21 protein-coding genes and 1 pseudogene are annotated in these 26,005 nt (G+C 71.6%); 10 read left to right on the top strand and 12 right to left on the bottom strand.

Features of this window, described 5'->3' with window-relative positions; translation table 11 throughout:
* Nucleotides 1-53 precede the first annotated feature (53 nt).
* The 3 genes from C1N81_RS32885 to C1N81_RS32875 form a co-directional block, all read right to left on the bottom strand.
* Nucleotides 54-1,514 (bottom strand): glutamate synthase subunit beta, encoded by a 1,461-nt coding sequence (locus tag C1N81_RS32885; protein ID WP_394434946.1) that lies wholly within the window; start codon nt 1,512-1,514, stop codon nt 54-56.
* The gene (gene gltB / locus C1N81_RS32880; RefSeq protein ID WP_394434945.1) at nt 1,507-6,120 is read right to left on the bottom strand and encodes a glutamate synthase large subunit; all 4,614 of its coding nucleotides are present in this window, start codon (nt 6,118-6,120) and stop codon (nt 1,507-1,509) included. The genes C1N81_RS32885 and gltB overlap by 8 nt, the downstream gene beginning before the upstream one ends.
* 339 nt (nt 6,121-6,459) lie before the next feature.
* Nucleotides 6,460-7,191, bottom strand: a complete 732-nt coding sequence (locus C1N81_RS32875) for a VIT1/CCC1 transporter family protein (RefSeq protein ID WP_394434944.1) — start codon at nt 7,189-7,191, stop codon at nt 6,460-6,462.
* Nucleotides 7,192-7,456: 265 nt separating this feature from the next.
* Here C1N81_RS32875 and C1N81_RS32870 point away from each other — a divergent pair, with 265 nt between their 5' ends.
* The 10 genes and pseudogenes from C1N81_RS32870 (at nt 7,457) to C1N81_RS32825 (ending at nt 19,052) form a co-directional block, all read left to right on the top strand.
* Nucleotides 7,457-8,506, top strand: a complete 1,050-nt coding sequence (locus C1N81_RS32870; protein WP_394434943.1) for a LacI family DNA-binding transcriptional regulator — start codon at nt 7,457-7,459, stop codon at nt 8,504-8,506.
* A 19-nt stretch (nt 8,507-8,525) separates the two neighbouring features.
* Nucleotides 8,526-9,485, top strand: a complete 960-nt coding sequence (locus C1N81_RS32865; protein ID WP_394434942.1) for a carbohydrate ABC transporter permease — start codon at nt 8,526-8,528, stop codon at nt 9,483-9,485.
* Nucleotides 9,482-10,329, top strand: a pseudogene (locus C1N81_RS32860) (carbohydrate ABC transporter permease). The gene C1N81_RS32865 and the pseudogene C1N81_RS32860 overlap by 4 nt, the downstream one beginning before the upstream one ends.
* Entirely contained in the window at nt 10,329-11,645 is a 1,317-nt protein-coding gene (locus C1N81_RS32855; protein WP_394434941.1) for an ABC transporter substrate-binding protein, read from the top strand. The pseudogene C1N81_RS32860 and the gene C1N81_RS32855 overlap by 1 nt, the downstream one beginning before the upstream one ends.
* A gap of 114 nt (nt 11,646-11,759) precedes the next feature.
* A complete protein-coding gene (locus C1N81_RS32850) occupies nt 11,760-12,848 on the top strand; it encodes an ADP-ribosylglycohydrolase family protein (protein ID WP_394434940.1) in 1,089 nt (362 codons plus the stop codon).
* A gap of 328 nt (nt 12,849-13,176) precedes the next feature.
* Nucleotides 13,177-14,397: an ADP-ribosylglycohydrolase family protein gene (locus tag C1N81_RS32845; protein ID WP_394434939.1), complete on the top strand. Its 1,221-nt coding sequence runs from the start codon at nt 13,177-13,179 to the stop codon at nt 14,395-14,397.
* The gene (locus C1N81_RS32840) at nt 14,394-15,611 is read left to right on the top strand and encodes an ADP-ribosylglycohydrolase family protein (RefSeq protein ID WP_394434938.1); all 1,218 of its coding nucleotides are present in this window, start codon (nt 14,394-14,396) and stop codon (nt 15,609-15,611) included. The genes C1N81_RS32845 and C1N81_RS32840 overlap by 4 nt, the downstream gene beginning before the upstream one ends.
* Before the next feature lie 8 nt (nt 15,612-15,619).
* The gene (locus tag C1N81_RS32835; protein WP_394434937.1) at nt 15,620-16,996 is read left to right on the top strand and encodes an ADP-ribosylglycohydrolase family protein; all 1,377 of its coding nucleotides are present in this window, start codon (nt 15,620-15,622) and stop codon (nt 16,994-16,996) included.
* Complete coding sequence (locus tag C1N81_RS32830; protein WP_394434936.1) at nt 16,993-18,219, top strand: CaiB/BaiF CoA transferase family protein; 1,227 nt, start codon at nt 16,993-16,995, stop codon at nt 18,217-18,219. Before C1N81_RS32835 ends, C1N81_RS32830 begins: the two co-directional genes overlap by 4 nt.
* Nucleotides 18,216-19,052, top strand: a complete 837-nt coding sequence (locus C1N81_RS32825) for an HpcH/HpaI aldolase/citrate lyase family protein (RefSeq protein ID WP_394434935.1) — start codon at nt 18,216-18,218, stop codon at nt 19,050-19,052. The genes C1N81_RS32830 and C1N81_RS32825 overlap by 4 nt, the downstream gene beginning before the upstream one ends.
* Before the next feature lie 67 nt (nt 19,053-19,119).
* Here the strand turns inward: C1N81_RS32825 and lgt are convergent, their stop codons facing one another.
* The 9 genes from lgt to C1N81_RS32780 all read right to left on the bottom strand — a co-directional run bounded on the left by lgt (nt 19,120) and on the right by C1N81_RS32780 (nt 25,999).
* Complete coding sequence (gene lgt / locus C1N81_RS32820) at nt 19,120-20,109, bottom strand: prolipoprotein diacylglyceryl transferase (protein WP_394434934.1); 990 nt, start codon at nt 20,107-20,109, stop codon at nt 19,120-19,122.
* 86 nt (nt 20,110-20,195) lie between these two features.
* Nucleotides 20,196-20,969, bottom strand: a complete 774-nt coding sequence (locus tag C1N81_RS32815; protein WP_394434933.1) for a DsbA family protein — start codon at nt 20,967-20,969, stop codon at nt 20,196-20,198.
* Nucleotides 20,970-21,040: 71 nt separating this feature from the next.
* A complete protein-coding gene (gene trpA, locus C1N81_RS32810) occupies nt 21,041-21,865 on the bottom strand; it encodes a tryptophan synthase subunit alpha (RefSeq protein ID WP_394434932.1) in 825 nt (274 codons plus the stop codon).
* Nucleotides 21,862-23,151 carry a tryptophan synthase subunit beta gene (gene trpB, locus C1N81_RS32805; RefSeq protein ID WP_394434931.1) on the bottom strand — a complete coding sequence of 430 codons (1,290 nt, stop codon included), beginning with the start codon at nt 23,149-23,151 and terminating at the stop codon, nt 21,862-21,864. Before trpB ends, trpA begins: the two co-directional genes overlap by 4 nt.
* A gap of 101 nt (nt 23,152-23,252) precedes the next feature.
* Nucleotides 23,253-23,474: a tryptophan biosynthesis modulator TrpM gene (trpM, locus tag C1N81_RS32800; RefSeq protein WP_394434930.1), complete on the bottom strand. Its 222-nt coding sequence runs from the start codon at nt 23,472-23,474 to the stop codon at nt 23,253-23,255.
* A 9-nt stretch (nt 23,475-23,483) separates the two neighbouring features.
* Nucleotides 23,484-24,293, bottom strand: a complete 810-nt coding sequence (trpC, locus tag C1N81_RS32795; protein ID WP_394434929.1) for an indole-3-glycerol phosphate synthase TrpC — start codon at nt 24,291-24,293, stop codon at nt 23,484-23,486.
* Between the two features lie 130 nt (nt 24,294-24,423).
* Nucleotides 24,424-24,852 (bottom strand): DUF2752 domain-containing protein, encoded by a 429-nt coding sequence (locus tag C1N81_RS32790; protein WP_394434928.1) that lies wholly within the window; start codon nt 24,850-24,852, stop codon nt 24,424-24,426.
* Between the two features lie 160 nt (nt 24,853-25,012).
* Entirely contained in the window at nt 25,013-25,252 is a 240-nt protein-coding gene (locus C1N81_RS32785; RefSeq protein ID WP_394434927.1) for an HGxxPAAW family protein, read from the bottom strand.
* A 96-nt stretch (nt 25,253-25,348) separates the two neighbouring features.
* Nucleotides 25,349-25,999, bottom strand: coding sequence for a TIGR02234 family membrane protein (locus tag C1N81_RS32780; protein ID WP_394434926.1), 651 nt, complete (start codon nt 25,997-25,999; stop codon nt 25,349-25,351).
* Nucleotides 26,000-26,005 lie beyond the last annotated feature (6 nt).

The following is a 26,005-nucleotide window of genomic DNA, read 5'->3' as shown; positions in this document are numbered from 1 at the left end:
GGCGTCGCGCTCAGTTCCGTACGCCGTTGTACGGGACGTTCAGGGGTGCGGGATCACACCATGAGGGCGCGGTCCGTCGGGCGGATCGGGGCCGGGAGCTCCGAGGCGCCGGTCAGGAAGCGGTCGACGCCGCGGGCGGCCGAGCGGCCCTCCGCGATGGCCCACACGATGAGGGACTGGCCGCGGCCCGCGTCACCGGCGACGAAGACGCCGGGGACGTTGGTCTGGAAGTCGCCGTCGCGCTCGATGTTGCCGCGGGCGTCGAGCTCCAGGGCGAACTGCTCGACCAGGCCGTTCTCCTGGTCGGTGCCGGTGAAGCCCATGGCGAGGGTGACGAGCTGCGCGGGGATCTTGCGCTCGGTGCCGGGCTTCGGGGTGAGCTTGCCGTCGATGAACTCCACCTCGGTGAGGTGCAGCGCCTGGACGTTGCCGTCCTCGTCGCCCTCGAAGTGGGTGGTGGAGACGGAGTAGACCCGCTCGCCGCCCTCCTCGTGCGCGGACGTGACCTTGTAGAGCATGGGGAAGGTCGGCCACGGCTGGCCCGCGTTCCGCTCCTCGCCCGGCCGCGGCATGATCTCCAGCTGCGTGACGGAGGCGGCGCCCTGGCGGTGGGCGGTGCCCACGCAGTCGGCGCCGGTGTCGCCGCCGCCGATGACGACGACGTGCTTGCCCTCGGCGGTGATGGGGGGCTGCACGAAGTCGCCCTCCTGCACCTTGTTGGAGAGCGGCAGGTACTCCATGGCGAAGTGCACGCCGTTCAGTTCGCGGCCCGGGACGGGCAGGTCGCGGGAGATCGTGGCGCCGACGGCGATGACCACGGCGTCGTGGCGCTTGCGCAGCTTCTTGGCGTCGATGTCGCGGCCGATCTCGACACCCGTACGGAACTTGGTGCCCTCCGCGCGCATCTGCTCGATACGGCGGTTGATGTGCCGCTTCTCCATCTTGAACTCGGGGATGCCGTACCGGAGGAGACCCCCGATGCGGTCCGCGCGCTCGTAGACGACGACCGTGTGACCGGCCCGCGTCAGCTGCTGGGCGGCGGCGAGTCCGGCCGGGCCCGAGCCGATGACGGCGACGGTCTTGCCCGAGAGGCGCTCGGGGACCTGCGGGGCGACATCGCCCCGGTCCCACGCCTGGTCGATGATCGAGACCTCGACGTTCTTGATGGTGACCGGCGGCTGGTTGATGCCGAGGACACACGCGGACTCACACGGAGCCGGGCACAGGCGGCCGGTGAACTCCGGGAAGTTGTTCGTCGCGTGCAGGCGCTCCTGCGCGGCCGACCAGTCCTCCCGGTACGCGTAGTCGTTCCACTCGGGGATCAGGTTCCCGAGCGGGCAGCCGTTGTGGCAGAACGGGATGCCGCAGTCCATGCAGCGCGACGCCTGCTTGCTGATGATCGGCAGCAGGGAGCCGGGAACGTAGACCTCGTTCCAGTCCTTGACGCGCTCGCCGACGGGGCGGGTCCTGGCGACCTCGCGCCCGTGGTTGAGAAAGCCCTTGGGATCAGCCATTGGTCGCCGCCTCCATCATCTTCTCGGTGATCTCGGTCTCGGTGAGACCGGCTCGCTCGGCGGCGTCCTTGGCGGCGAGCACTGCCTTGTACGTGCTGGGGATGATCTTGCTGAAGCGCTCCACGGACACGGTCCACTCGGCGAGCAGCTTCTCGGCGACCGTCGACCCGGTCTCCTCGGCGTGGCGGCGCACCACGTCGTGCAGCCACTGCTTGTCGGTGTCGTCCAGGGGCTCGACGGCGCCCTGGCTGGTGACGTTGACGTTGTCCGGGTTCAGGTCGATGACGTAGGCGGTGCCGCCCGACATGCCGGCCGCGAAGTTGCGGCCCGTCTCGCCGAGGATCACCGCGTGGCCGCCGGTCATGTACTCGCAGCCGTGGTCGCCCACGCCCTCCGAGACGACGGTGGCACCGGAGTTGCGGACGCAGAAGCGTTCGCCGGTGCGGCCGCGCAGGAACAGCTCGCCGCCGGTCGCGCCATACGCGATCGTGTTGCCGGCGATCGTCGAGTACTCGGCGAGGTGGTCGGCGCCGCGGTCCGGGCGGACGATGACGCGACCGCCGGAGAGGCCCTTGCCGACGTAGTCGTTGGCGTCGCCTTCGAGACGCAGCGTGACACCGCGCGGCACGAACGCGCCGAACGACTGGCCCGCCGAGCCGGTGAAGGTGATGTCGATGGTGTCGTCGGGCAGGCCCGCGCCGCCGAACTTCTTCGTCACCTCGTGGCCGAGCATGGTGCCGACCGTGCGGTTGATGTTGCGGATGGCGACCTGGGCGCGGACCGGCTGGGCGTCGGTCTGGTCGTTCGCGGCGAGGGCGTCGGCGGCGAGCTTGATCAGCTCGTTGTCGAGCGCCTTCTCCAGGCCGTGGTCCTGCGTCGCGATCTGGTGGCGGACGGCGCCGTCCGGCAGCTCGGGGACGTAGAACAGCGGCTCCAGGTCGAGGCCCTGGGCCTTCCAGTGGGTGACGGCCCGCTCGGTGTCGAGGAGTTCGGCGTGGCCGACGGCCTCCTCGATGGAGCGGAAGCCGAGCCCGGCGAGCAGCTCGCGGACCTCTTCGGCGATGAACTCGAAGAAGTTGACGACGTACTCGGCCTTGCCGGAGAACCGCTCGCGCAGCGTCGGGTTCTGGGTGGCGATGCCGACCGGGCAGGTGTCCAGGTGGCAGACGCGCATCATGACGCAGCCGGAGACGACGAGCGGCGCGGTCGCGAAACCGAACTCCTCGGCGCCGAGCAGCGCGGCGATGAGGACGTCGCGGCCGGTCTTCAGCTGGCCGTCGGTCTGGACGACGATGCGGTCGCGCAGGCCGTTGAGCAGCAGCGTCTGCTGGGTCTCGGCGAGACCGAGCTCCCAGGGGCCACCCGCGTGCTTCAGCGAGGTGAGCGGCGAGGCGCCCGTACCACCGTCGTGGCCGGAGATGAGGACGACGTCCGCGTGCGCCTTGGAGACACCGGCGGCGACGGTACCGACACCGACCTCCGACACCAGCTTCACGTGGATACGCGCGGCCGGGTTGGCGTTCTTGAGGTCGTGGATCAGCTGAGCCAGGTCCTCGATGGAGTAGATGTCGTGGTGCGGCGGCGGCGAGATGAGGCCGACGCCGGGCGTCGAGTGCCGCGTCTTGGCGACCCACGGGTAGACCTTGTGGCCGGGCAGCTGGCCGCCCTCGCCGGGCTTGGCGCCCTGGGCCATCTTGATCTGGATGTCGTCGGCGTTGACCAGGTATTCGGAGGTCACACCGAAGCGGCCGGAGGCGACCTGCTTGATGCTGGAGCGGCGCGCCGGGTCGTACAGGCGGTCGGGGTCCTCGCCGCCCTCACCGGTGTTGGACTTGCCGCCCAGCTGGTTCATGGCGATGGCGAGGGTCTCGTGGGCCTCGCGCGAGATGGAGCCGTAGGACATGGCGCCGGTGGAGAACCGCTTGACGATCTCGGAGACGGGCTCGACCTCGTCGATGGAGATCGGCTCGCGGCCCTCGGCCTTGAAGCCGAACAGGCCGCGCAGCGTCATGAGCCGCTCGGACTGCTCGTTCACGCGGTCCGTGTACTTCTTGAAGATGTCGTAGCGGCGCGAGCGCGTGGCGTGCTGGAGGCGGAAGACCGTCTCCGGGTCGAACAGGTGCGGCTCGCCCTCGCGGCGCCACTGGTACTCGCCGCCGATCTCCAGGGCGCGGTGAGCGGGCGCGATGCCGCTGGCCGGGTAGGCCTTGGCGTGGCGGGCGGCGACCTCTTCGGCGATGACGTCGAGACCGGCGCCGCCGATCTTGGTGGCGGTGCCGTTGAAGTACTTCTCGACGAAGGCCTCGTCCAGGCCGACGGCCTCGAAGACCTGGGCGCCGCGGTAGGAGGCGACGGTCGAGATGCCCATCTTGGACATGACCTTGAGGACGCCCTTGCCGAGCGCGTAGATCAGGTTGCGGATGGCCTGGTCGGGGTCGCCGTTCTCGTCGCCGGCCAGGAAGGTGCCCGCGCGGACCAGGTCCTCGACGGACTCCATGGCCAGGTACGGGTTGACGGCGGCGGCGCCGAAGCCGATGAGCAGGGCGACGTGGTGGACCTCGCGGACGTCACCGGCCTCGACGAGCAGACCCACCTGGGTGCGCTGCTTGGTGCGGATGAGGTGGTGGTGGACGGCCGCGGTGAGCAGCAGCGACGGGATCGGCGCGTGCTCGGCGTCGGAGTGCCGGTCCGAGAGGACGATCAGGCGGGCGCCGGCCTCGATGGCGGCGTCGGCCTCGGCGCAGATCTCGTCGATACGGGCGGCGAGGGCGTCGCCGCCGCCGGAGACGCGGTAGAGGCCGGAGAGGGTCGCGGCCTTCATGCCGGGCATGTCGCCGTCGGCGTTGATGTGGATGAGCTTGGCCAGCTCGTCGTTGTCGATCACCGGGAAGGGCAGGGTGACCGAGCGGCAGGAGGCCGCCGTCGGCGCGAGCAGGTTGCTGCCGGGGCCGAGCGAGGAGCGCAGCGAGGTGACCAGCTCTTCGCGGATGGCGTCCAGGGGCGGGTTCGTGACCTGCGCGAACAGCTGGGTGAAGTAGTCGAAGAGGAGGCGCGGGCGCGCGGAGAGCGCGGCGATGGGCGTGTCCGTGCCCATGGAGCCGATCGGCTCGGCGGCCGTCTTCGCCATCGGCGCGACGAGGATGCGCAGCTCTTCCTCGGTGTAGCCGAAGGTCTGCTGGCGGCGCGTGACGGAGGCGTGCGTGTGCACGATGTGCTCGCGCTCGGGCAGGTCGGACAGCTCGATCTCACCGGCTTCGAGCCAGTCCCCGTACGGGTTCTCGGCGGCGAGTCCGGCCTTGATCTCGTCGTCCTCGATGATGCGGTGCTCGGCGGTGTCGACGAGGAACATGCGGCCCGGCTGGAGCCGGCCCTTGGTGACGACCTTCGCGGGGTCGATGTCGAGGACGCCGACCTCGGAGCCGAGGACGACCAGTCCCTCGTCGGTCACCCAGTAGCGGCCCGGACGCAGACCGTTGCGGTCGAGAACGGCGCCGACCTGGGTGCCGTCGGTGAAGGTGACACAGGCCGGGCCGTCCCAGGGCTCCATCATCGTGGAGTGGTACTGGTAGAAGGCGCGCCGGTCCGGGTCCATGGAGTCGTGGTTCTCCCATGCCTCCGGGATCATCATCAGGACACTGTGCGGAAGCGAACGTCCACCCAGGTGGAGCAGTTCCAGGACCTCGTCGAAGGACGCGGAGTCGGAGGCGTCCGGCGTACAGATCGGGAAGATCCGCTCCAGCTTGTCCTCGCCGAACAGGTCGGAGGCGAGCTGCGACTCACGGGCGCGCATCCAGTTGCGGTTGCCCTTGACGGTGTTGATCTCACCGTTGTGCGCGACGAAGCGGTACGGGTGCGCGAGCGGCCACGACGGGAACGTGTTGGTGGAGAAGCGCGAGTGGACGAGCGCGATGGCCGAGGCGAAGCGGCGGTCGGACAGGTCGGGGAAGAACGGCTCCAGCTGCCCGGTGGTGAGCATGCCCTTGTAGACGAGGGTGCGGGCGGAGAGCGACGGGAAGTACACGTCGGCCTCACGCTCGGCACGCTTGCGCAGCACGAACGCCTTGCGGTCGAGGGCAATGTCCTTGTTGACGCCGTCGGCCACGAAGATCTGCCGGAAGACGGGCATCGTCGAGCGGGCGGTGGCCCCGAGCAGCTGCGGCGCGACGGGAACCTCGCGCCACCCCAGCACGGTGAGCCCCTCCTCACCGGCGATCGTCTCGATCTGCGAGACGAAGGACTCGGTGTCCTCCTCGGGCAGGAACGCAATGCCGACGGCGTACGAACCGGCGTCGGGGAGGTCGAAGTCGACCACCTCGCGCAGGAAAGCGTCCGGAACCTGGGACAGGATGCCCGCACCGTCGCCCGAGTCGGGCTCGGAGCCGGTGGCACCGCGGTGCTCCAGATTGCGCAGAACCGTGAGCGCCTGTTCGACCAGCGTGTGGCTCGCCTCGCCGGTGAGGGTGGCCACGAAGCCGACGCCGCAGGCGTCGTGCTCGTTGCGCGGGTCGTACATGCCCTGGGCGGCAGGGCGAGCATCCATGTGCGACCGGTTCATGAGGTTCCAGCCGTTGTTGGAGTGCTGGGACGGCTGGCGCGGCGTACGCATCGGCTCTCCCGTCGTCGTCGTGGCATTTGCGTGCCGAGGGACGACGTTGGCCCTCTGCGAAAGTTCATGCTGCTGCAAAATTTCGTGCAGGTTACATGATGGAACGTATCTCGGGAATCGGATACTTCATTCCAACATGCGGACACCGCGGTGGCGGTGGAGAGAGACCCTGGCGGGTGGATGGGTGACCCGGGGGCCGATACGTCGTGGCGCGACGTGGGCCTCATTGCCCACAGCGCTTACGGCTCATGCCCCGTGGTCAAACAGTCGAAACAGTCCAGTAACGACTAGTTATGCAAGGCCCTGTATAGCCATCTTCCGGCCGTGACCGGCGAACCGTCAACCTATTGCAGTACCGAAAAGACTGCCCAGGAGATACGTCACACCCGCCGCGGCACCGCCCAGGGCCAACTGCCGCAGACCGCTGAACCACCACGACCGGGCCGTCACCTTGGCCACGACGGCACCGCAGGCGAAGAGCCCGATGAGCGCGAGCACCACCGCCGGCCACAGATCGCTCGCCCCCAGGAGATAGGGGAGCACGGGCAGCAGGGCGCCGAGCGCGAAGGAGCCGAACGAGGAGACCGCGGCGACCATCGGCGAGGGCAGCTCGCCCGGGTCGATGCCCAGCTCCTCGCGCGCGTGGATCTCCAGAGCCTGCTCGGGGTCCTTGGACAGCTGCTTGGCGACCTCCGCGGCCAGCTTCGGCTCGACACCGCGCGACACGTACAGCTCGGCCAGCTCGCGCTCCTCATCGACGGGGTGCTTGCGCAGCTCACGGCGCTCGACGTCCAGCTCGGCCTCGACCAGCTCGCGCTGGGAGGCGACGGAGGTGTACTCACCGGCGGCCATGGAGAAGGCACCGGCGGCGAGACCGGACAGGCCGGTGATGATGACGGTCTGCTGCGAGACGGCGCCGCCCGCGACACCGGCCATCAGGGCGAAGTTGGAGACGAGGCCGTCCATCGCGCCGAAGACCGCCGGACGCAGCCAGCCGCCGTTGACGTCGCGGTGGGTGTGGTTGTCCCGGTGCGCGTCGTGCAGTGCCGCTTCGGTCTCGATGATGGCCATGTCCGTGAACTCCACTCCCCTAGGTCGTCTACACCCTCGAAAGTACGCGCGAGGAGAGGCCGCCGCTAGCAAGGAAGGCCGTACTTACCTGCGGTTTTGCACCCTGCGCAACGCGTCGGTCACCCCCTGACCTCGCTCTTCCCGCGATCACCCGTGAGATGGATCACTCGAAAGATCAGTTGACGGAACGGGGGCCGCGGCCGAGCATCTGTAAACGTTTCCAGCCACCGGAAACGTTTACAGGAACCAGAAAAAGGGGGCATGGGTGCCGATATCAGCCGCGTCGTCACCGCAGCGGGGCCAGCCGACGATCGTCTCCATCGCCGACCGGGCGGGTGTCTCGATCGCCTCCGTCTCGCGCGTCCTGAACGGCCTGGGCGCCCGCCGCGACACCGTCGAACGGGTCGAGCGCGCCGCGGCGGACCTGGGCTACGTCCCCAACGCGGTGGCCCGCTCCCTCAAGGACGGCCGCACCCGCCAGCTCACCTTCGCGATGCCCGACATCGGCAACCCGGTCTACGTGGCCATGGTCCGCGCCATCCAGGCGGTCGCGAAGACCGCCGGCTACCGCCTGCTCCTGCACTCCACGGACGCCGTCGTCGACGACGAGCTGGCGGTGCTCCGCAGCCTCGGCGACCGCACCAGCGACGGCCTCATCATCTGCCCCATCCGCATCACCGACGCCCACCTCCAGGCGCTGCGCGACGCGGCGGGCCCGGTCGTCGTCATCGGCTCGCTCCCCGACGACGTCCCGGTGGACAGCGTGCGCGCCGACTCCGTCGCGGGCGCCGCCCTCGCCGTACGCCACCTGTACGAGACCGGCCGCCGCCGCATCGCCTTCGTCAACGGCCCGGCGGACACCGTCCCCGGCCGCAACCGCGACGAGGGCTACCGCACGGCGCTGGCCGAGTGCGGCCTGCCGCACGATCCGTCCCTGGTCGTCCACACCGACTTCGGCATCGACTCGGGCGCCGAAGCGGCGGCGCGCGTCCTGCCCCACTCCCCCGACGCGGTCTTCTGCGCCAACGACCAGCTGGCGCTCGGCGCGGCCCGCGCCCTGCACGCGCGCGGCCTGCGCATCCCGCAGGACGTGGCGGTCGCGGGCATGGACGACAGCATGCTGGCGCAGGCCGGCTGGCCCCCGCTGACCAGCGTCGACCTCGGTTCGACGGAGCGCGGCAGGCAGGCGGCGGAACTCCTCCTGAAGCGCCTGACCGCGAAGACCCCCGCCACCGGCCACACCCCGAGCACCACCACCGCCCCGCCCCGCCTCGTCGTCCGCGCCTCCACGGGCCCGGCGGCGCCCGACGCTTGAGAGTCACGAGGTTCGAGCCATGAGTCTCACCGCCTCCCGGGACAGTGCCGTCCCGGGCAGCCGCGGCACACCGCCGCCCCGCACCCCCGGTCAGCGCAGAACAGCGCTGGGTCTGGACAAGGGCGCCTGGTTCCTGCTGCTCCCCGCCCTGATCCCGATCCTGGTCCTCAGCGTCGGCCCGCTCCTGTACGGCCTGTCGCTGGCGTTCACCGACTCGCAGGCGGGACGCACGGCCCCCACCCAATTCGTGGGCCTCGACAATCTCCTGGACCTGCGCCACGACAGCCTGTTCTGGGAGTCGTTCCGGATCGGTCTGATCTGGGCGGTGTGCGTGACGGCGCTGCAGTTCGTCCTGGCGCTCGGCCTGGCCCTGCTCCTGAACCAGAACCTGCGTTTCCGCTGGCTGGCCCGCACGCTCGCGCTGGTCCCCTGGGCGATGCCGGAGGTGGTGGTGGGCATCATGTGGCGGCTGGTCTACCACTCGGACGCGGGCATCCTGAACAAGACGCTCACGCGACTCGGCGTGATCCACGAGAACGTCGACTGGCTCTCGGACCTCTCCTACGCGCTGCCCGCGGTGATCGTCGTAGGCGTATGGGCGGGCATGCCGCAGACCACGGTCGTCCTCCTGGCCGGCCTGCAGAACGTGCCGCACGAACTGCGCGAGGCGGCCCAACTCGACGGCGCGGGCCTGTGGCGCCGCTTCACGACGGTCACCTGGCCGGCCCTGAAGCCGGTCGTCCTGGCGGTGACGGCCCTGAACTTCATCTGGAACTTCAACTCGTTCGGCCTGGTCTACGTGCTGACGCAGGGCGGCCCGGGCGGTCAGACGCGCCTGCCGATGCTCTTCGCCTACGAAGAGGCCTTCAAGTACGGCCAGTTCGGATACGCCGCGGCGATGGGCCTGGTCATGATCGCGGTGATCGCGGTCCTCCTCACCCTGTTCCTGCGCAAGAAGCTGAAGGAGGACGCGACATGAGCGCGAGCCGAGCACTTCCCCGGGCGGCGGGCAGAGCGGGCCAGTACGCGGCGCTCCTCTGCTACCTGGTCTTCCTGGCGTTCCCCCTTCTCTGGCTGCTGTCGACGTCGTTCAAGTCCCCGCAGGAACTGGGCTCGATCGACCCGACCTGGCTCCCGCTCCACCCCAGCCTGGACAACTACAGGGCGGCGTTCGACGCGCAGCCCCTCCTCCACTCGGCGCTGAACAGCCTGATCGTGGCGGTGAGCGCGTCCCTGATCTCGGTGGCGATCGCGGTCCCGGCGGCGTACGTGATGGTCCGCCACAGGACCCGGGTCAGCCGGGCGGGCACGGCGTGGATCCTGGTCAGCCAGATGTTCCCGTTCGTCCTGGTGATCATCCCGCTGTTCCTCGTCCTGAAGAACCTGCACATGATCGACAGCATCCCCGGCCTGATCATCGTGTACGTCGTCTGGAACCTGCCCTTCTCGCTCTGGATGCTCCAGGGCTACGTGAAATCCGTGCCGGCCTCGCTCGAAGAGGCCGCGGCGATGGACGGAGCGGGCCGCCTGCGCACGCTCACCGGCGTGGTCCTCCCCTTCTCGCCCCCGGCCTGGTGGCGACGCTGATGTTCAGCTTCGTGACCGCCTGGAACGAGTTCTTCTTCGCCCTGGTCCTGCTCAAGTCCCCGGAGAACCAGACGATGTCGGTCATCCTCACCCGCTTCCTCGGCGCCGAGGGCGTCGCGGACCTGGGCCCGCTGGCGGCGGCCTCGGTCCTGGCCACGATCCCCAGCCTCGTCTTCTTCGCACTGCTCCAGAAGAAATTGGTGGGCGGAATGCTGAGCGGGGCGGTGAAGGGCTGATGAACCGAGCACGCAACGCGATGCCGGTGGCGGCGACGGCACTGACCCTCACCCTGCTGGCCGGCTGCGGCGGCGGAAACGACGAGAATTCGAACGGAAAGGTCACGCTCGAATTCCTGAGCCTCGCCTGGCAGAAAGAGTCGGTGGACGCGAACAAAAAATTGGTCAAACAGTGGAACGACACCCATGCCGACGTAAAAATCGATTACGTACAAGGCAGTTGGGACACCATCCACGACCAGCTCCTCACCTCCTTCGAGGGCGGTGAGGCACCGGACATCCTCCACGACGACGCCTCGGACCTGACGGACTTCGCCAACGGCGGCTACCTGGCCGACCTGACGCCCTACCTCCCGGACTCCCTGCGCAAGGACATCCCGGAAGCCTCCTGGCAGACCACCACCCACGACGACGGCAAGACCTACGGCGTCCCGTTCCTCCAGGAACCCCGCGTACTGATCGCGAACACGAAACTGCTGAAGAAGTCCGGAGTCCGCATCCCCACGCCCGCGCATCCGTGGAGCTGGTCGGAGTTCGAATCGGTGACCAAGAAACTCACGCACGAGAAAACGGGAGACACCCCGGCCACGTACGGGGTGGCCTGGGCGATGAAGGAACCGGTGAGCCAGTCCGTCAACCTCTCCTTGTCCACCGACGGAAAGATCTTCTACAAGAACGAGGACGGCAAGAACGAGATCCGCTACGACGCGAAGGACTCCGCCGTCGCCCAGCTCATCAACCGCCAGGTCAACAAGGACCACACGGCGCCCAAGTCGGGCCTGGGCATGTCGGGTTCCGACACACTGCCCGGCTTCTTCGCGGGCCGCTACGCGATGCTGCCGCTCAACTTCTCCTACCGCCAGCAGGTCCGGCAACAAGCACCCGACGGCTTCGACTGGACGGTGCTCCCCCTGCCGGCGGGCGCGGGCGGCCTGGCCCAGGGCACGGCACCGCAGACCCTCTCCGTGGCGCAGGACAGCAAGCACAAGAAGGAGGCGGCCGCCTTCATCGCCTACCTGACGCAGGCGGACCACCAGGTCGAACTGGCCCGGGGGGACTGGCTCCTGCCGACCAGCACGACGGCGCTGCGAAACCCCGCCCTGACGACGCGGAAGAACGGCTGGAGGACGGGGGCCGACATCGCGACGGCGCTGCGCCCGTCCCCGGTCCTTGGGGTGCGCGGCTACGCCGAATGGAAGGACAAGATCGCCACCCCGGCCTACCAGGAGTACTACAACGGCGCGTTCGGGGTGGACGAACTCCGCGAGCGCCTGGCGAACGACGGCAACCGCATCGTGAACCGCTACCAACGCTGACCACGACGCGCACCACCACGACCACCCGCACCTGTCCACGACCCCGCACGCCACCGCATGACGTGGCACGACCCCGCACGGCCCCGCACGACTGCAGAAAAGAGCACGAGCACCATGAGCGTCAGCGTCGACCCGGACCCACCCGCGGACGACAGTGCCGGCCGCAGACTCACACCGGTCCCCCCGCCGCCACCGCCCGGCGCGATCGCCCCGCGGGACCGGGCCAGGGGCGCGCTCCTCGGCCTCGCCATCGGCGACGCGCTGGGCGCGCCCGCCGAGAACATGAAGCCGTCCCAGATCCGGGAACGCTGGGGCCGCATCGAGGACTTCGTCGCCGACAACCCGGCCGGCACCGACGACACCGAGTACGCGATCTTCTCCGGCCTGCTCCTCGCCGAGCACGGCTCCGCGCTGACCCTCGCCCACGTCGAAGCGGCGTGGCACACATGGATCGCGGACCGGGACGAAGGGCCGTTCAAGGGCGCGGGGTTCAGCGAGCGCGGCACGCTGGAGAACCTGCGCCGCGGACTTGCGGCGCCCATCTCCGCACAGCACCGGCACGCGTGGAGCGACGGGCTCGCGATGCGGGCGGCGCCGTTCGGGGTGTACGCGGCGGGCCGCCCCGCGGAGGCGGCCCGCCTCGTCTCCGTCGACGGCACGGTGTCGCACGACGGCGAGGGCATCCACGGCGGCCGGGCGGTGGCGGCGGGCGTCGCCGCGGCGATGGTCGGGCACAACCCGGACGCGGTGGTCCAGGCGGCGCTCTCCGTGGTGCCGGACGACTCCTGGACCGCCCGCTCCCTGCACCGGGCCGTGCAGGCGGCGCGGCGGGCCCGGCGCGACCCGGACGGTACGCAGCTGTCCATGGAACGGGCGGTACGCAAGGCGGTGGTCATCGGCGGCTACCCCTGGACGGATCTGGCGCCGGAGGCGGTCGGTCTGGCCTTCGGGGCGTTCGCGGTGGCCCGCGGGGACTTCCGGGAGTCCGTCCTCACGGCGGTGAACATGGGGCGGGACGCGGACACGACCGCGGCGGTGGCCGGGGCGTTGGCGGGCGCGTTGCGCGGCGAGTCCGCCATCCCGGCGCCCTGGGCATCGGCGATCGGCCCCGTCCGAGGCAGCTGCCTCCCCTCGATGGCGGGCCGCCACGTCCTGGACGTGGCGGAGGCATTGGCTCCGCCGAGTCGGGGGGCGGTGGCATGACCCCGGCCTCCGGCCCACGAGAACGGCTGCCGCCCCGGTGGTCCGTACCCGGCGACGGTAAGGGCCACCGGTGTGCACCCGCGTCTCGACCGGAGGGGACGTGTCGGGGTGCCCCCGCAGGACTCCGCGGGAATGCAGCGCCGGAGGACGCGCCTATGGCGGACCGCCGGCGATGAGGCCCATCCGGCCGAGGAGGTACCCCGGCGCGGCCCCGCCCCACCTCGTACGCAAGGCGCGACACCAGCGCCCCGCACGTAACCACCCCCGCACCCGACAGCACCCCCACCCACACCCACACCCCCACCCGCACCCACACCGAGAGGCCCCCATGAACAGCCCCCCGAGAGCCAGCGCCAGCGCACCCGCCAGGATCGAAGGCCTGCTCCTCGGAATCGCCGCAGGCGACGCGGCGGGCTGGCCGTCGGGACGACATCGCGCGGCACGGCTCCCCGACTGGACCCGCCGCCTCACCCGCGAACTGGACACGTTCGCGGAGCAGAACGCCACGACCACCCTCCCCGTCCCGATCGCCCTGAACCAGCCCCCCGAACCCCTCCGCCTGGGCCCCTCGGACGACGCGGAGTGGGCCGCGTTCACCGCGACGGCCATCCTGGACGCGTACGCGGACGGCCTGGGCGACCTCCCCCCGGACCACCGGGTCCGCTCCGCGCTGGCCCTCGCCTGGAACACCCTGGCCGACGAGATCGCCGCGGCAGCGGCCCGCGCGGACGAGATCGAGTCGGCGGAGATCCCGCTCCGCGCCCGTATCTCGGTGCGCGCGGGCCTCGGCAATCTGGCCGCGGGCCTGCGCCCGCCGGCGACGGGCCACGACAACCCCCACTACTTCGACGACGCGGCCTGCGTACGCGCGGCGGTCCTGGCGACGGTCCACCCGGCGGACCCGCACCGCGCGGCGGACCTCGCGGAGTTCGACGCCCGGTACACGCAGGACGGCGACGGAGTGCACGGCGCACGGGCGATGGCGGCGGCGGTGGCGACGGCTTTGGGCGGCGCCCCGGTGGAGGCGTGCGTGGACGCGGCGCTGGCCCAGCTCCCCGAGGGCACGGAGATCCACCGCAACGCGCATCGCGCCGTGGAGCTCGGCAGGGCGACCGCGGCGGCCCGCCCGGGCCTGCCGGGGAACGCGTTCGCGCTGGTCCCGACTTTGGAGCACGAGATCGTCGACCACGTCTACAGCTACGGGATCGCGGCCGCAGAGACGGTCCCCGTGGCCCTGGCGGTGGCGACGGCGGCGGCGGGCGCGGTGACGGAGGCGGTGCCGACGACCGCGTGTCTGTCGCGCGTGGCGGATTCGGCCCCCGCGCTGGCGGGCGCGCTGACCGGCGCGATCGGCGGCGCGGACGCGTTGCCGGACAGCTGGCGGGAGGCGTGCCGCACGCTGGCGGGCTGCGCGCTGCCCCGGTTGGCGGGCACGGATCTGACGGACCTCGCGGCACGCCTGGCGGCAACGCACACCACACCGCGCGACAACGCGGCCCTCTCCTCCGCCCCCTCCCCCTCACCGACCCCGGAAGGAACCCCAAAATGAGCACGCCCCAGACCCCGCCCCGAACCGCGCCCGGAACCCCACCCCCTACTCCCACCCCCACCCCCACCCCCACCCCGACCTTGGCGGACCGCACCACGGGCGCTCTGGTGGGCGCGGCCGTCGGCGACGCGCTCGGCGGCCCGGTCGAGGGCTGGACCCCGGAGGCGATCGCGGAGCGGCACGGCGGCCGGGTGCGCGGCATCGTGGAGCCGTTCTACAAGGACGAGTGGAGGACGGCCCGCCCGATCGCCTCGTACCACAAGGGCGACGGCCACGTGACGGACGACACGCTCATGACGCACGCGCTGATCCGCGTGTACGAGAAGGTCCGCGACCACTTGGACGCGTACGCGGTGGCCGACCACCTCGTCCCGGATCTGATCACCACCCCCCGCTGGATCCCGGAGCTGGAGGCGGAGGCGCTGCCCCTGCAGCGCATCTTCCTGGCGGAGAAGTGGATCGTGGCGCGGATCCACTACGGCCACGTGGACCCGCGGGAGGCGGGCGTGGGCAACATCGTGAACTGCGGCGCGGCGATGTACATGGCGCCGGTGGGCGCGGTGAACGCGGGCAATCCGCTGAAGGCGTACGAGGAGGCGCTGGACGTGGCGGGCGCGCACCAGAGCTCGTACGGCAGGGAGGCGGCGGCGGTGTTCGCGGCGGCGGTGGCGGCGGCGTTCAGGCCGGACGCGACGCCGCACACGGTGGTGGAGGAGGCGCTGTCCCTGGCCAAAGACGGAACAAGGTCGGCGATAGAGGCGGTCTGCGAAACAGCGACCCGCTTCACGGACTTCGAGGAAGCGCTGGCCCCCCTCCGCGAAGCGATCACCCCGTTCGACACGGTCGGCCCGGACTACCGCAAGCCGTCGCTCGGCGCCCGCCGCCCCTCCCGCCTGCACGCGATCGAGGAACTCCCGATCGCGCTCGGGATGCTGCTCGTCGGAGGGGGCGACTTCCGGCACACGGTGCTCGGGTCGGTCAACTACGGCCGGGACTGCGACTCGATCGCGACGATGAGCGGCGCGATCGTCGGCGCGCTGTACGGGGAGGGCGCGGTGCCGAAGGAGTGGAGCACGGAGGTGGCGCGGGCCAGCAGGCTGGACCTGCACGCCCCGGCGGCGGCGCTGACCGAGGTGGCCCGCGAGGTGCACACCCGGGATCTGGAGCGGCGCCGCGCGCACGAGTCGGCGTTCGCGGCGATCGCGGGGCTGTGAGGACGCCGATGCTCCGTCTGACCTGGGTACAGCCCGAGGATCTGCTGGGCCACGAACTGCGCCAGGCGGCGCAGGACGGCAGGGACGCGGCGCGGATCGAGCGGCGCTGGCTGAAGGCGGGCGGCCACCTGGCCCCGGCCAGGGCGGGCGCCTCACCGCCGCCCGGCGACCCGGCGCTGCGCGCCCTGGCCGGGGCGCTGCTCGACGAACTCGCCGCGCTGCCGTCCCCCCTGGCCGCCGCCGAGCCCACCGACCTCCCGGCGATCAAGGCGGTCTGCCCGGACTGGCCGGGCCGGCCGGACTGCCCGGCGCCCACCCGGACCCCCGCCTCGTACGACGCGCTGCACGCGGCATGGCTGGGCCGGGCGGCCGGCTGCCTGCTGGGCAAACCGGTGGAGAAGCTGCCGCTGGCGGGCGTCCGCGCTCTCGCCCGGTCGACCGGCAACTGGCCGCTCAGCACGTGGTTCACGGAGATCGGCCTGGACCCGGAGACCGCCGCCGCGTACCCCTGGAACCGTCATAGCGCGCCCACCTCGCTCGCCGAGAACATCGACGGGATGCCGGAGGACGACGACCTCAACTACCCGCTGCTGGCCCTGCTCCTCCTCCGGCGCCACGGCCCGGACTTCACCACCGCCGACGTGGCGGGGCTGTGGCTGGACGAGCTTCCGGCGGGCCGCACGTTCACCGCGGAGCGGGTGGCGTACCGCAACCTCCTGGACGGCGTCGAGCCCCCCGCGACCGCCGCGTACCGCAATCCTTTCCGCGAGTGGATCGGGGCTCAGATCCGCGCGGACGTCTTCGGCTGGACGAACCCGGGCGACCCGGGCCGCGCGGCCGAGCAGGCCCACCGTGACGCGGTCCTGACCCACACGGCGAACGGCGTCTACGGGGAGATGTTCACGGCGGCGGTCATCGCCTCGGCGGCCACGGGCACGCCGAACGTCCACGAGGCGCTCCGTACGGGCCTGCAGGTCATCCCGCCGGCCAGCCGCTACGCACAGGCCATCAGGCTGGGCACGGAGCTGGCGCTCGGCCACGGGGACCAGAGCTTCGACACGGTCGTCGACGCTCTGCACGCCACCTACGCCGACACCCACCACTGGGTCCACGTCCTCCCCAACGCGGCCCTCCTCGCCGCCGCCCTCACCCACGCCGACGGCGACTTCGCGGGCTCGATCTGCCGCGCGGTGTCGGGCGGCTGGGACACGGACTCCAACGGGGCGACGGCGGGTTCGATCGCGGGCCTGCTCGCGGGTGGTCCCGCGGCGCTCGGCGAGCGGTGGACGGCACCGCTGAAGAACCGTCTGGCGACCACGGTCGCCGCGTTCGACGGCATCGGCTTCGACGAACTGGCCAGGCTGACGCAGGAGGCCACGGCATGAACACGCACACTCCCCACGCACCCGAACCACAGGACGGCGCGGGCCCGTTGAAGGGCCTGCGCGTCCTCGACCTGGCCACCCTCTTCGCCGGTCCCCTGTGCGCCACGATGCTCGGGGACTTCGGCGCCGAGGTCGTCAAGATCGAGCACCCGCGCAGACCGGACCCGTCGCGCGGCCACGGCCCGTCGAAGGACGGCGTCGGCCTGTGGTGGAAGCACCTGGGCCGCAACAAGAAGAACCTGACCCTGGACCTCTCCTCCCCCGAGGGCCGCGAGATCCTCCTCAGGCTGGTGGCGGAGTCGGACGTCGCCATCGAGAACTTCCGCCCCGGCACCCTGGAGAAGTGGGGCCTCGGCTGGGACGAGCTGAGCGCCGCCAACCCGGGCCTGGTCCTGGCCCGCGTGACGGGCTTCGGCCAGTTCGGCCCGTACGCCCGCCGCCCGGGGTTCGGCACGCTCGCGGAGGCGATGAGCGGCTTCGCGGCGATCACGGGCCAGCCGGACGGACCGCCGACGCTCCCCCCGTTCGGCCTGGCCGACTCGATCGCCGCGCTCGCGACGTCGTACGCGGTGATGGCGGCGCTGCGCGCCCGGGACGCGACGGGCCGCGGCCAGGTCGTCGACATGGCGATCATCGAGCCGATGCTGGCGATCCTCGGCCCGCAGGCCACCTGGTACGACCAGCTCGGCTACGTCCAGCCGCGCACCGGCAACCGCTCGACGAACAACGCGCCGCGCAACACGTACCGCACGAGCGACGACAAGTGGGTCGCGGTGTCGACGTCGGCGCAGTCGATCGCGGAGCGCGTGCTGCGCCTGGTGGGGCGGCCTGAGTTCATCGAGGAGGACTGGTTCGCGACGGGCTCCGGCCGGGCCGGGCACGCGGACGACCTGGACGCGGCGGTCGGCGGCTGGATCGCGGCCCATACCCGGGACGAGGTGGTCGCCGCGTTCGAGGAGGCGCAGGCGGCGATCGCCCCGGTCTACGACATCCGCGACGTCCTCCAGGACCCGCAGTACCGGGCCCTGAACTCGATCACGGAACTCCCCGACGACGACCTAGGCACGGTGAAGATGCAGAACGTGCTCTTCCGCCTGTCCGAGACGCCGGGCGCGATCAAGTGGACGGGCCGCCCGCACGGCGCGGACACCGACGAGGTGCTCGGCGGCCTCGGCCTGTCGGAGGCGGAGATCGCGGCCCTGAGGGAGGCTGGTGCGGTATGAGCAGCCTGTACCTGACGTGGTTGTACGTCCCCGGCGACCGCCCCGACGTGGTCGCGAAGGCCCTGCGCTCCTCCGCCGACGTGGTCCTCGTCGATCTGGAGGACGCCGTCGCCCCCGACCGCAAGGCGTATGCGCTCGACGCGACGGCGGAGCTGCTCACCGACCGCCCGCCGCTGCCCGTGCACGTCCGCGTGAACGCCCTGGACGGCCCCCTGGCGGAGCGGGAGGTGCGCCGCCTCGCCCCGCTCCCCGGCCTGGACGCGCTGCGCCTGCCGAAGGTGCACGACCGGGCGGACCTGACCGGGGTCACCGAATGGGCGGGCACCGCCGCCCCGCCCCTGTACGCCCTTCTCGAGTCCGCGCTGGGCGTCGAGCACGCCTACGACATCGCGTCCCACCCCGCCGTGCGCGGCATCGCGCTCGGTGAGGCCGACCTCCGCGCCGACCTCGGCGTCGCGGACGCGCGCGGCCTCGCATGGGTGCGCGGCCGGACCGTGGTCGCCGCCCGCGCGGCGCAGCTGCCGCCGCCGCCCCAGTCGGTGTACCCGGACGTCCGCGACACGGAGGGCCTGGCCCGTTCCTGCGCCGAGGGCCGCGCGCTCGGCTTCTTCGGCCGTACGGCGATCCACCCGCGCCAGCTCCCGGTGATCGAGGAGGCGTTCCGTCCGACGGCGGCGGAGGTGGCGGCGGCCCGGGAGATCGTCCAGGCCGCGACCACCGACGCGGGGGCGCTGGCGCTGCCGGACGGGCGGTTCGTGGACGCGGCGGTGGTGGCGGGCGCGGAACGGGTCCTCGCCCTCGCCGACCGCGACCGGAGCCGCTCCGGCGTCTGACGGAGCCCACGCGAGAGGGCGCCGGACCCTCAGGTCCGGCGCCCTCGTCGACGTACAGCAGAGGCCGTCAGCTCTTGTCGGCGTCAGCGGTGTCCTTCTCCGCGGCCGCGTCCTGCTTCTCAGCCAGGTCTGTCTTCCCGGCCGGGTCCTTCTTCTCAGCCGTGACCTTCGCGTCGGCCGGGTCTTTCTCCTCGGCCTCGTCGTCCGGCTCCCCGCCGGAGGCGTCCGGCTTCGCGTCGGTGGCGTTCGGCTCGACGATCTCCTCGCGCCCCGGCCGCTTCTTCGCCGAGACGACCAGGTAGACCACGGCGAGCAGGAAGACGACGAGCGCCGTCCAGTTGTTCAGCCGCAGCCCGAGGATGTGGTGGGCGTCGTCGACGCGCATGTACTCGATCCAGAAGCGCCCCGCGCAGTACGACGCGACGTACAGGGCGAACGCCCGCCCGTGGCCGAGCTTGAACTTCCGGTCGGCCCAGATGACGAGGAGGGCGACGCCGATGCACCACAGCGACTCGTACAGGAACGTCGGGTGGTAGGTGCCGGGCACCCGTCCGTCCGTGTTCGAGGTGATCTTCAGGGCCCACGGCAGATCGGTCTGGCGCCCGTACAGCTCCTGGTTGAACCAGTTGCCCCAGCGGCCGATGGCCTGGGCGAGGGCGATGCCGGGGGCGAGGGCGTCGGCCCAGGCGGGGAGCGGGATGCCACGGCGGCGGCAGCCGATCCAGGCGCCGACCGCGCCGAGCGCGATGGCGCCCCAGATGCCGAGGCCGCCCTCCCAGATCTTGAAGGCGTCGACCCAGTCACGGCCCTCGCTGAAGTACAGCTCGTAGTCCGTGATCACGTGGTAGAGGCGCCCGCCGACCAGGCCGAACGGCACTGCCCAGACCGCGATGTCGGCGACCGTGCCGGGCTGCCCACCGCGGGCGACCCAGCGCTTGTTGCCGAGCCAGACGGCCACGAAGACGCCGATGATGATGCAGAACGCGTAGCCGCGCAGCGGGATGGGCCCGAGGTGGACCACGCCCTGCGACGGACTGGGGATGTAGGCAAGTTCCATGGCAGGGTCGACGCTACCGTGCCGGGCCGGGGACACGTCCGCCAGCCCGGCTACGGCTCCATAACAAGGGGGTGCGGGGACAGCGGCTACTTGTTCGCGTCCTCGACCGTCTTCTTCAGCTTGGCCGGGGTCATGGACTGGTCGTCCATGAGGTTCTTGCCGTCGAGCAGCACCGTCGGCGTGCCCTTGTGGCCGGCGTCCTGGAACGCCTTGTAGGACTTGGTGATCCAGCCGTCGTGCTTGCCGTCGTTCACACAGGACTTGAAGGAGTCCGTAACCAGGCCGTCGACCTTGCCGGCCAGGTCGATCAGCTTGCCGTTGTCGGAGAAGGTGTCGTCGGTCTCCTTCGGCTGATTCTCGAACAGCACGTCGTGGTACGCGGTGAACTTGCCCGCGTCCTGCGCGCACGCCGCCGCGTTCCCCGCGCGCAGGGAGCCGCTGCCGCCCATGTTCGAGTCGATGAGCGTGACCGTGTGGTACTCGGCCTTCAGCTGTCCGGCGTCGGTCAGCTCATTGATGGTGGAACGGAATCCGTCCTCGAAGGACTTGCAGGCGGGGCAGCGGAAGTCCTCCCACACCGTGAGCGTCGACTTGGCGCTGTCCTTGCCCACCGGGACGGCCAGGCCGTCCTTGCCCGCGGCGCCCTTCGGTGGAGCGGCCGAGCCCGACGCGTCCTTGGAACTGTCGCCCCCGGAATTGGCGGCCACGACGCCGATCACGGCGGCCAGACCGAGCACGCAGACGACGGCCGCGGACACGATCAGTGTGCGGCGCCGCTTCTCGGTGACCCTCTGCTTCTCGCGCTCCTCGGCCAGCCGGTCCCGGGCCGCGCGCTTTCCCTCACGGTTCTTCTCGCTCACACCTGCGCCAACGAACCGGGGAGGCACGAGCGTGCCTCCCCGACCCACTTCCACCCAAATGGGTGACTTGGCTACGCGTTGCCCCGAACGCCCGCCGCGAGGTCCGCGGCGAGGTCCCGGACGCCCTTCAGCCCGGACGCCGTGTCGCCGGCGGTCTCGGCGTCGAGCAGCCGCTTCACGAACGCGGAGCCGACGATGACGCCGTCGGCGAAGGAGGCGACCTCCTTCGCCTGCTTGGCGTTGGAGACGCCGAGGCCGACGCAGACCGGCAGGTCCGTGGTGGCCTTGGTGCGGCGTACGAGGTCCTGGGCCTGGTTGCCGACGGACTCGCGGGTGCCGGTGACGCCCATGAGCGAGGCGGCGTAGACGAAGCCGGAACCGGCGGCCGTGATGGTGGCGAGGCGCTCGTCCTTGCTGCTGGGCGCGACGACGAAGACGGTGGCGAGGCCGTGCTTCTCCGCGTGCTCGCGCCAGGTCGCCGACTCCTGCACCGGCAGGTCGGGCAGGATGCAGCCGGCGCCGCCCGCCTCGGCGAGTTCGGCGGTGAACCGCTCGATGCCGTAGCGGTCGATGGGGTTCCAGTAGGTCATGACGAGGACCGGCTTTCCGGTGGCCTCGTGGGCCTCGCGGACCGTCCGCATGACGTCCTTGATCTTCAGGCCGCCGCGCAGCGCGATGTCGTCGGCGGTCTGGATGACCGGACCGTCGAGCACCGGGTCGGAGTGGGGCAGGCCCACCTCGACGACGTCGGCGCCGCCGTCGAAGACGGCCTTGATCGCCGCGATGCCGCCGTCGACCGTCGGGAACCCGGCGGGCAGGTAGGCGATGAGGGCGGCGCGGCCCTCGGCCTTCGCGCCCGCCAGGGTGTCGTTGAGAAGTCGAACGTTCCCGCTCACTTGGCGTCCCCCTCGATCTCGGCGGTGTCGGCGGCGTCGGCCGCGACTTCGGCGTCGGCACCCTCGTCGTAGAGGCCGAAGTAACGGGCGGCGGTGTCCATGTCCTTGTCACCGCGCCCGGAGAGGTTGACGACGATGAGCCCGTCCGGGCCCAGCTCCTTGCCGACCTCGAGCGCCCCGGCGAGGGCGTGCGCGGACTCGATGGCCGGGATGATGCCCTCGGTGCGCGAGAGGAGGCGCAGCGCCTGCATCGCCGCGTCGTCGGTGACGGCGCGGTACTCGCCGCGCCCGCTGTCCTTGAGGTAGGCGTGCTCGGGGCCGATGCCCGGGTAGTCGAGTCCTGCCGAGATCGAGTACGGCTCGGTGATCTGGCCCTCCTCGTCCTGCAGGACGTAGGAGCGGGAGCCGTGCAGGATGCCGGGTTCGCCGGCGCTGAGGGTGGCCGCGTGCTCGCCGGTCTCGATGCCGTGTCCTGCGGGCTCGCAGCCGATGAGGCGGACGCCGGTGTCCGGGACGAAGGCGTGGAAGAGGCCGATGGCGTTGGAGCCGCCGCCGACGCAGGCGATGGCGGCGTCGGGCAGGCGCCCCGCGCGCTCCAGGATCTGCCGCCGGGCCTCGACGCCGATGACGCGGTGGAAGTCGCGGACCATCGCCGGGAACGGGTGCGGGCCCGCGACCGTGCCGAAGAGGTAGTGCGTGCGGTCGACGTTGGCGACCCAGTCGCGGAACGCCTCGTTGATGGCGTCCTTCAGGGTGCGGCTGCCGGACTTCACGGCGATGACCTCGGCGCCGAGCATCCGCATCCGGGCCACGTTGAGGGCCTGGCGCTGGGTGTCGATCTCGCCCATGTAGATGGTGCATTCGAGGCCGAACAGGGCGCAGGCGGTGGCCGTCGCCACGCCGTGCTGGCCCGCGCCGGTCTCGGCGATGACGCGGGTCTTGCCCATGCGCTTGGTGAGCAGCGCCTGGCCGAGCACGTTGTTGATCTTGTGGGAGCCGGTGTGGTTCAGGTCCTCGCGCTTGAGGAAGACGCGGGCGCCTCCGGCGTGCTCGGCGAACCGGGGCACCTCGGTGAGGCTGCTCGGGCGGCCGGTGTAGTGGACCATCAGGTCGTCGAGCTCACGGGCGAACTCGGGGTCGTTCTTGGCCTTGTCGTACTCGACGGCGACCTCGTCCACGGCGGCGACGAGCGCCTCCGGGATGAACTTGCCGCCGAACGCGCCGAAGTACCCTTCGGCGCTGGGGACTTGACCGTCCGGGTCTGGGTGGAAGTACTCGCTGGACATGCCTCTACCTCACGTGGCGTGACAGGGTGATCATGGGATACGACCGCCCCCGCCAGGGGCGCGGGGAACTGCGCGAGCAAGCCCCACCGAGGTGAGGACGGCTACGCGCCGTAGTAGGCAGACGAATCGTCCGGCCGACGTGACGTCGTGGCCGCTCGCGCCGCTTTCCGCGCCCCTGGCGGGGCGCTTTGCCATCGCATCCCGTTCACCTGGCCCGGCTCATCCCCGATGACGTACCGCACCCGGCGACCATGAACGCGCCGCGCAGGCGCCCGGCAGCCGCGGGGGCGGCAGCCGGGTGCGAGGCGGGCGGCGATGGGCATGGGGTGGGGTCAGCCCCGTCCGTGGCGCAGGGCCGGGTGGGCGCCCGCGGCGACGAGGTCGGAGACGGCGGAGCGCGGGTCGCGGCCGGTCACCAGGGACTCGCCGACGAGGACGGCGTCCGCGCCCGCGTTGGCGTACGCGATGAGGTCGTGCGGGCCGCGCACACCGGACTCGGCGACCTTGACGATGTGGTCCGGGATGTCCGGGGCGACGCGCTCGAAGGTGCCGCGGTCCACGGACAGGTCCTTGAGGTTGCGGGTGTTGATGCCGATGACCTTGGCCCCGGCGTCGACGGCCCGCTCCACCTCGTCCTCGTCGTGCGCCTCGACGAGCGGGGTGAGGCCGATGGACTCGGCGCGCTCGATGAGGGACTCCAGGGCGGGCTGGTCCAGGGCGGCCACGATCAGCAGGGCGAGGTCGGCGCCGTACGCGCGGGCCTCCCACAACTGGTACGAGGTGACGATGAAGTCCTTGCGCAGGACCGGGATGTCCACCTTGGCGCGGACGGCCTCCAGGTCGGCGAGGGAGCCGCCGAAGCGCCGCTGCTCGGTGAGGACGGAGATGACGGCGGCGCCGCCCGCCTCGTAGTCGGCGGCGAGCCCCGCCGGGTCGGCGATCGCGGCGAGCGCGCCCTTGGACGGGCTGGACCGCTTGACCTCGCAGATGACCTTCACGCCGTCGCCGCGCAGCGCCGCGACCCCGTCCTTGGCGGCGGGTGCCTTGGCCGCGCGCTCCTTGAGCTCGTCGAGGCCGACCCGGGCCTGCCGTTCCGCGAGGTCGGCACGGACTCCGTCGATGATCTCGTCGAGCACACTCACGCGGGCGGACTTCCTTTCCTACAATTCGGTTCTTTGAGCAACCGAGCGGTCACTGTGATGGTATCCGCAGGAGGGCCGAGGCTCCGCATCCGGTTGACCGCACTCTCACTACCTGGACAAATGTCGGTGATCAAGGGTGTAGGAAGCCACCCAGGGGCAGGTTCCGGACAACGGTGAAGACGGTGACGACGGCGCCGAGCGTCCACAGGTGGCCGCGGGTGAGGGCGAGGCCGAGGGGCCGCCCGCGCGCCGACCGGGTCAGCCATACGGCCCAGACCACGGCGAACAGGGCGTAGCCGACGACGGCGAGGGCGTTGGCGCCGAGGGCGCCGCCCAGGTCGCCGTGGACGAGCGCGTGGGCGCTGCGCAGACCGCCGCAGCCGGGGCAGAAGACGCCGGTGGCGGCCAGGAGCGGACAGGCGGGGTAGTGGCCCGCCTCGTTCGGGTCGACGGCGCCGACGTAGGCGAAGGCCGCCGCGACGCCGCCGAGGACGCCCAGCGGGACCGCGGTGCGGCGCAGCGGGTGGGGGCGGGCGGTGCGGGTCGTCTGCACGGTCACCCGTGGATTGTCCCCCGGTGTCGCGCGCTCCGCCCCCGGGCGACACGCGGAGGCGGGCAGGCGCGAGTGCCACGCGCGCGTGGCACGGAAAAGGGGCGGGCGGCGATCGTGTCGCCGCCCGCCCCTGTCCGCGGCGGAAGTGCCAGGTGTGTCCGGCGGGTCAGCCGTGCGAGCCCGCGGCGTAGCCCGCGACCTCCAGCTCGGCGCGCTTGGGCTTGCCGAGGCCGACCATGCTCATGATGCCGCCGACGATCGCGGCGAGGACCAGCAGCGCCATGCCGACCCAGAACCCCACCACGTTCGCCATCACCATGAAGGTGCCGGCGACGATGAACCCGATGAAGGCGATGATGACACCGGTCCAGGCGGCCGGGGTGTGTCCGTGGCTCTTGTCCGCCATGGCTTGCTCCTCGTTGCTTTTGGCCTCTGCGCACGCAGGGCGCACGACTCTCCGCTTCCATTCTCCCGCACGCGCGCGTGCGGGCCGCACCCGGGGTCAGGCCGTGCCCGTCGGGTCCTCGCCGCGGTCCAGGGCCTTCCACAGGTCCTCGGGGCGGTCCGGATCGAGCGCCTTCTGCTTACGGGGGCGGGGGGTGCCGTCACGCTCGTAGCGGCCGCCCATCGAGGGCCAGGCGGCGCCGTAGACGACGGCGAGGATCCCGGCGATGAGGAGGAGCGCGCCGCCGCCGGCCGCGACGTAGGGCCAGGCGGTGTGGGAGAGCGCGTCGATGCCGGTGGTGGCGCCGCCGGAGGCCTGGGCGGCCTTCTCGTCGAGGGCGGCGCTGTCGTCGGCGCCGAGGAGGGCGGCGGCGACGGCGCCCGCACCGCTCAGGGCGAGCAGGCCGGCGACCAGGACGCGGCCCGCCTTGCGCACCGCGAAGACGGCGACCAGGGCGGCGAGGCCCACTATGGCGAGGGCCGCGGGGACGCCCGTGACGTCGCTGCCCTTGGCGGTCAGCGGCAGCTTCCCGCCCGCGACGGCGGCGACGCCGGAGCACCACTCCTGCCGGGACGCGAGCAGCGCGACCGCGGCGCCCGCGGCACCGAAGAGCAGGGCAACACCGAGACTGCGCCGGCCGTTCTTGCTGGGCCCGGCGGTCTCGGAGGCTTCGGTTCGGGGGTGCGGTACAGCAGTCACGTACTCCACTATCGC

It is taken from the genome of Streptomyces sp. SGAir0957 (genome assembly GCF_043523415.1).
The sequence above is the reverse complement of the archived record's forward strand: the minus strand, read 5'-3'. Positions and strand labels throughout refer to the sequence as shown.